The 882-nt window shown below is 63.9% G+C and carries 1 protein-coding gene; it reads left to right on the top strand.

From position 1 onward, the window contains the following. Positions 1 to 651: 651 nt before the first annotated feature. Positions 652 to 825, top strand: a complete 174-nt coding sequence (locus tag AS96_RS15375) for a hypothetical protein (protein WP_155947609.1) — start codon at positions 652 to 654, stop codon at positions 823 to 825. Positions 826 to 882: the final 57 nt, after the last annotated feature.

The following is an 882-nucleotide window of genomic DNA, read 5'->3' on the forward strand; positions in this document are numbered from 1 at the left end:
GTTCATACGCAGCCGGGCTCTGCCTCTCCGCAGCCTTGCAATGGATTTAGCAACACGGCCTAGATCCGGCATCCCGGCCCCTCTCTGCTGCTTTCGGTCGTCAATGTCATTGAACCGTGGACAGGCGTCCACGGTCGAGAAGACGCTCCGCCCGGCAGGTTGCCCTGAGACCGGACGGAGCGCCGACGGGAGTCAGCGACGCGTTGCGCGCATCCAGAATGATCCGTCGCCGTTGCTCACCTTCTCCCAGCCGCCGAAAGCGTGCTGAGAGCCGGAGTGCTGGTGCAGACGGGCATCACTCACCTCCCCACGAGACCAGCAGTTCTGGTCGCGGAAGTTCTTCCCCATGATGTTCACCCCCTCTCGGATACTCGAGTTGCCCGTCGAGACCGTGCGGTTCTCGCGCTGCCTCTACCGTCGGTCGCCCGAAGCAAAGTTGATCAGGCTATGGGGATCGCGTTCGTGTTGTCAAGCCGCCCGCCGTTGCTGGCCGCGACTCACCGCCACTTGCGGTGCGCGATGACGTCACCGTATGCTGATCGACTTTGCAACTTCGACCTCGCTGGCTGGGCGAGCGTCTGGGGAGTGCAGTGCGCGCAGTGCTGGAGGGCGCTGTGCGACCGGGCATCCGACCCGAGAAGGAGGTGAATCATGACTCTGCAGAGTTCATCCCAGCCCGCCATGCGCACGAACCTCGTTGCTGCAGTCGGCGCGTGCGCTCTGCGCGTGTGGCGCGACCCCGGTTTTCAAGCCGTGCTCCGCAAGGAAGCGTGGCAGTTCGTTGTCAACGTCTCTACTGAGGCGCGCGCTGCCGCTCGGCGCTAGGGCGTGTTGATCAAGAGGTTCCGCTCCTCGGTGGGTGAGTCTTGAACGGTGACGCGA

The organism is Microbacterium sp. MRS-1 (assembly GCF_000585455.1).
Classification (GTDB): domain Bacteria; phylum Actinomycetota; class Actinomycetes; order Actinomycetales; family Microbacteriaceae; genus Microbacterium; species Microbacterium laevaniformans.